The sequence below is a fragment of the Floridaenema aerugineum BLCC-F46 genome, from assembly GCF_041929345.1.
Classification (GTDB): domain Bacteria; phylum Cyanobacteriota; class Cyanobacteriia; order Cyanobacteriales; family Aerosakkonemataceae; genus Floridanema; species Floridanema aerugineum.
In genome coordinates this window covers 1-4,950 of the sequence record NZ_JBHFNQ010000243.1, presented here as the reverse complement: position 1 = coordinate 4,950, position 4,950 = coordinate 1, and the positions used below count along the sequence as shown (strand labels likewise).

Sequence of the window (4,950 nt, the reverse complement as noted above, 5' to 3'; positions counted from 1 at the left end):
ACTCATGCCGATTTGAATGCTGCCAAGAATATTCGCGACGATTATTTTCTCTCCTCTACCCAAGGGACTCAGGAGCAGGGTTCAGTCAATAACCCAGATGTTTCAACCAGTTTCTCTGGTTAGTTACAAGCCCCATCCCCTTGTGGGTGGGGCGGTTGACTTGGGCTTCTTACAGCAGTTAGGATCTCCAGGGGTTCCAGGAACCCTTGGATCTCTGTTCCTAACTCAAAACTCTCCTGACGAGAAACTGAAAACTTTCCCCCTGCCTTCTGCCTAATTGCTCAGTACCAAGTTATCTCGGTGAACTACGGTTTCTGCACCTGGGTAGCCTAAGATTGCGGTAATTTCTACTGATTGACGACCTTGAATTTTTTTTAGTTCACTACTACTGTAGTTGACAATTCCTCTAGCAATTTCTCGACCTGTGGTATCGCACAGTTGCACTGCATCAGAGTTGTGAAATTCACCTTCTATTTGGGTAATTCCGGCAGCTAATAGAGATTTTCCGGCTTTGGCGATCGCATTTACTGCCCCTTGATCCAGATAGATTTTACCACAAGGAACTAAACCGTAAGCAATCCAGCGTTTCCGAGCATTACCGGGTTGGGGTTGAGGTTCAAAATGCGTACCTATTGGTTCTCCTATGAGAATTTTCTCAATGTTTCCAGGGTTTTTGCCTTCTGTAATCACTGTGCGAACCCCAGAAGCAGTAGCGATGCGGGCGGCTGCAATTTTAGTCATCATACCACCAGTCCCCCACTGAGAACCGCGATCGCCTGTTTGCACTTCCAATTCTCCTAATTGATCGATGTGCCTCACTAAAGTAATAGGTTGAGCATCGGGGTGACTGCGAGGATCTGCGGAATACAGTCTATCTACATCTGTGAGTAAAAATAGCCAATCTGCCTCTAATAAACTAGCGACTCTGGCGGAGAGTGTGTCATTATCGCCAAATTTTAACTCTTCAATGGCGACGGTATCATTTTCATTGACAATCGGGATGACACCTAACTTTAATAAAGCTGCAAAAGTGTTGTGAGCATTGACATAGCGACTGCGTTGGACTAAATCGCTACGAGTGAGTAATACTTGTGCGATCGGCTGTTGTAGGGAAGTAAACAAATCATCATAGACTCGCATTAATCTACCTTGCCCCACAGCGGCTACTGCTTGTTTTACCGCTATATTCCGGGGACGTTCATGTAGTCCGAGACGGGCACAACCTACACCCACTGCCCCTGATGTTACTAAAATTACATTGTTTCCCGCAGCACGGAGACGGCTAAGAACTTCAACTAACCCAGCAATGGTGGAGAGAGCTAAGTTACCAGTAGAGGGATTAGTTAAGCTAGAAGTACCAATTTTTACAACTATAGTTTGATTCATAAAATCAATTGATTTTAGATTTTAGATTTTAGATCTTATCCAATAGTTGCATTGACAGACATAACTTCATCTTCTGATCTTCTTTGTGCATCTCCCCTGCTCCCCTGCTCCCCTGCTCCCCTGCTCCCCTGCTCCCCTGCTCCCCTGACTATCTGATATGGCGTTTTTTCGCGGGGATAGTTGCGCCGAGGATTTGGGATAGCCAGACTTCGAGAGTGTGAATTGGGTAGGATTGAATTGCTTCTCCGGTAGGGACGATCGGTTCGACTAAAATGGTGAACATTCCCAGACGATTACCTGCTAGGACATCGGTAAATAAGCGATCGCCAACCATTGCTACTTGTTCTATGGGCAAATTCATTTGTGAAACAGCCCTTCGCAGTTTGCGGCGAGAAGGTTTGCTAGCACCAAAAATGTAGGGTACATTCAAAGTTTGAGCAATTCTACCAATTCTCGATTCACTCAAGTTATTACTGACCAGCCACAATTGAGCTACTTGACGAATTTCTTCGACCCAGTGTAATAGTTCATCAGAAGCTTGAGAAACTTTTACAGGTACTAAAGTTTCATCAACATCTAACACCAAACCTTTAAGCTGATAATAGTCTAGAATTTCTGGTGTTAACCGGAGAATTGTGCCTTCTAAAATTAAATCTGGCTGTAAGAGTGCGCCCCAAGACATAAGAATTTATTTGGTAATTGGTCATCATTATAAGGGTGATATTCGAGTTTTTAGTGATGAGTTTTGCCTGATAAAAACTGCTGCGAACAAAACTCATCACTGTCAGGACTTACGCAACTGACATAATTTGTAGGGTGCATCAGAAACCCAAACCCTGATGTTCTCGATCAAATATAAGATCTGACGCACCCGACAACAAGGGTTCAAATGTGACACGCAGCTTTAGTCCTAACTGTTATGGTCTGACTGCCAAATTAACAACTAATTTGGTTGAGGATTTGTCCCTTGGTTTTGTTGTACTCGTTGTCTGCGGATCGCTGCCACAGCTGTTTCATGTTCTGCTAGGGTGCGACTGAAGACATGAGTACCATCGTAACGAGCCACAAAAAACAGATAATCAGTTTTTTCTGGAGTCAGGGTAGCTTGTAAACTAGCTTTTCCGGGGCTGGCGATCGGGGTTGGCGGTAAACCGCGATTCAGATAAGTGTTATAAGGAGAGGGAGTTTTGACTTGCTTAAAAGTCAGGGGTTGATCGGCTGTTTGTTGGATATTTAATCCATATTCAACCGTCGGATCGGCTTCCAGCCTCATGCCTTTTTGCAAGCGTTGGGTAAACACACCTGCAATGCGGGGGCGTTCTGCCGGAATCACCGCCTCTTTTTCTACGATACTGGCAAGAGTCACCCATTGGAGAAGGTTCATCTTAGTTTGTTGGGGATTTTGTTGGTAAATTGGCAGAGCCACTTCCTCAAATCGTTTGAGCATGATATTGATTATTTTTTGGGGAGTGATACCTCCGCTGGCTATTTTGTAGGTGTCGGGGTACAAAAAGCCTTCTAGATGAGGTAGACCAGTGGGTAGCCAAGGAAATTGATCGCGAGGAATTTGCTTGGTAGCAGCGAGAAATTCTTGGGCGCTAAAAAAGCCTTGGGATTCAAAGTAAGCAGCCATTTGCTTGAGATTTCGACCTTCCGGGATTGTAAAGCTAAGTTGTACCACACTACCTTTACTAATTTGCTCAGCAATTTCTACTAAAGACTGAGTGGGTGAAAGCTGGTAAGTCCCGGCTTTAAACACAGCTTTATTTTGTGTATTTAACCAGCGTGCCCAAAGATCCCAAGCATTACTAGAACGAATCAACCCAGCTGATTCTAAGTAACTACCAATTTGTTTGCTAGTGGAACCTGGGGGAATCAGAATTTTTACTGTTTTGTCAACATCTAATGCTTCGTCAGGAGATGACTTAGGTACAGGTGGTGCTGTCGCCCAACTCCACCAAGCCCAACCTTGCCAAGCACTTAGCACTATTACGGCGGGAAATAGTGCTAGATAGAAGAAAGATTTAGAGAAGCGTTGCACAATGCTCATCTGCAAATAGCATTAATGGGGAAAAACAACATTGGTGATTAGTATTGAGCCACTTATCCAATCACAGGGGCAAGCCCCAGTGGAGGATACGAACCAAATGATAAATGACTTATTGACTAATCACCTACACTTTTATTCCATTTGGTTAAACAATTGCTCTTCCAGTAGAGGTTGGACTCGCTGATATTCTTCCTCACCGAGTAATTCTGCTTTCCCATCTTCGTTAAAACGACCGAAGAAAATTAAGGGAGATAAAGGAGTGTAGATGCTGTATTCCTTTTCTTCATGGAAAAAGCTGGCAAGTGGTTGCAGTGCTTCTGGTTCTAAGGAGTTACCGTCTTCGTCTTGGATTTCTAACTCCAGTAGCTCTTCTTCGTCAACGGGGGGCAGTTCGCCTTCTACAGTCAAGACGAAGGGAGTGCGTTTGAGTTTGAGGTTTTTTTCTGCCAAGACAGCTTGAGCGACTGGGTAAATTTTCTCGATCGTTCCTTCATCTTGAACTACTGATAATTCTTCAGCTTCAGGATCGCCGATAAAAATATCTACTGAGGCATCAACTGGCAGGAGAACGAGATATTCATCGTCTTCTAGCTCAATATATTCCTCTACGTAGCAGAGAAGTTCGCGACCTTCTGGATCGATCAAGCTGACGATATCTTCTTCGTCTTGAGAATATAAATTGTCACTGTTGTCAGACATGGTTAGGCTCCAAAGGAGGGGACTGTTGTTGTCGTTTTCGACGTTCGTCCAACCATTGTTGCAGAATTATTGCTGCGGCTTTGCGATCGATCAAATTTTTATTTCTCGAGGGGGATCTGTTTTCGGCTTTGAGGAGTTCTTCGGCTTGAAAGGAGGTTAGTCGCTCGTCTACATACTCTAAGGGCAAGTTTAAGGTTTTAGCATAACTCCGGGCGAGTTTTTGTACTTGTTTGGCTTGGTAGCCCAAGCTGCCGTCCATTGAGTAAGGTAATCCTACGACTAAGATTTCTACTTCTCGTTCTGTGACTAGTTGTTGAAATTTTGCCAGGTCGTCGGCAAAGGATTTGCGCTCTATGGTGGTTAGTCCGGTGGCGATTAAACCTGTGCGATCGCACCCCGCTACCCCAATCCGCTTCCGACCAATATCCAGCCCCAGTGCAGAGATTTGGGGCAGGGAGGCAGGGGGGCAGGGAGGCAGGGGGGCAGGGGGGCAGAGGGGCAGGGGGGCAGGGGGGAGGTTTTGGTTTTCGGTCATAGTTTTAAATTAAGGAAAAGGCAAAAGGCAAAAGGCAGAAGGCAAAAGGCAGAAGGCAAAAGGCCGAGAGCAAGATAAAATTCTTTAATTGTCTCCCCATCTGCCTATCTCCTCTAATCGAACCCATCTCCCCATCTCGCCATCTCAATGGAGCAAGGGGACTCCCGTTACACCCGATAGGGTTAGCGGGAGGGGAATTGCGACCAGCTAACTCAGATTGAGCGCAGCGAATCATCTTTTCATGTTGCATAGTTGTACCCATCATTTCGATGAATGTGCT

The 4,950-nt window shown here is 45.1% G+C and carries 5 protein-coding genes and 1 pseudogene; all 6 read right to left on the bottom strand.

The window, feature by feature from the left end:
• Positions 1-273 precede the first annotated feature (273 nt).
• Positions 274-1,386, bottom strand: coding sequence for a glutamate 5-kinase (gene proB / locus ACE1CC_RS33320; protein ID WP_413274734.1), 1,113 nt, complete (start codon positions 1,384-1,386; stop codon positions 274-276).
• 148 nt (positions 1,387-1,534) lie between these two features.
• Entirely contained in the window at positions 1,535-2,068 is a 534-nt protein-coding gene (locus tag ACE1CC_RS33315; protein WP_413274733.1) for a YqeG family HAD IIIA-type phosphatase, read from the bottom strand.
• A gap of 261 nt (positions 2,069-2,329) precedes the next feature.
• Positions 2,330-3,436 carry an endolytic transglycosylase MltG gene (mltG, locus tag ACE1CC_RS33310; protein WP_413274732.1) on the bottom strand — a complete coding sequence of 369 codons (1,107 nt, stop codon included), beginning with the start codon at positions 3,434-3,436 and terminating at the stop codon, positions 2,330-2,332.
• Positions 3,437-3,568: 132 nt separating this feature from the next.
• Positions 3,569-4,135: a DUF3727 domain-containing protein gene (locus ACE1CC_RS33305; protein WP_413274731.1), complete on the bottom strand. Its 567-nt coding sequence runs from the start codon at positions 4,133-4,135 to the stop codon at positions 3,569-3,571.
• On the bottom strand, positions 4,128-4,670 hold the full coding sequence (gene ruvX, locus ACE1CC_RS33300) for a Holliday junction resolvase RuvX (RefSeq protein WP_413274730.1): 543 nt from the start codon (positions 4,668-4,670) through the stop codon (positions 4,128-4,130). Before ruvX ends, ACE1CC_RS33305 begins: the two co-directional genes overlap by 8 nt.
• A 4-nt stretch (positions 4,671-4,674) precedes the next feature.
• Positions 4,675-4,950 (bottom strand): annotated as a pseudogene (locus ACE1CC_RS33295) (hypothetical protein); the annotation flags it as partial.

Coding starts and splice junctions, on each gene's coding strand:
- ACE1CC_RS33315 (WP_413274733.1), bottom strand. CDS start 2,068: ATGTCTTGGGGCGCACTCTTACAGCCAGATTTAATTTTAGAAGGCACA.
- ruvX (WP_413274730.1), bottom strand. CDS start 4,670: ATGACCGAAAACCAAAACCTCCCCCCTGCCCCCCTGCCCCTCTGCCCC.
- ACE1CC_RS33305 (WP_413274731.1), bottom strand. CDS start 4,135: ATGTCTGACAACAGTGACAATTTATATTCTCAAGACGAAGAAGATATC.
- proB (WP_413274734.1), bottom strand. CDS start 1,386: ATGAATCAAACTATAGTTGTAAAAATTGGTACTTCTAGCTTAACTAAT.
- mltG (WP_413274732.1), bottom strand. CDS start 3,436: ATGAGCATTGTGCAACGCTTCTCTAAATCTTTCTTCTATCTAGCACTA.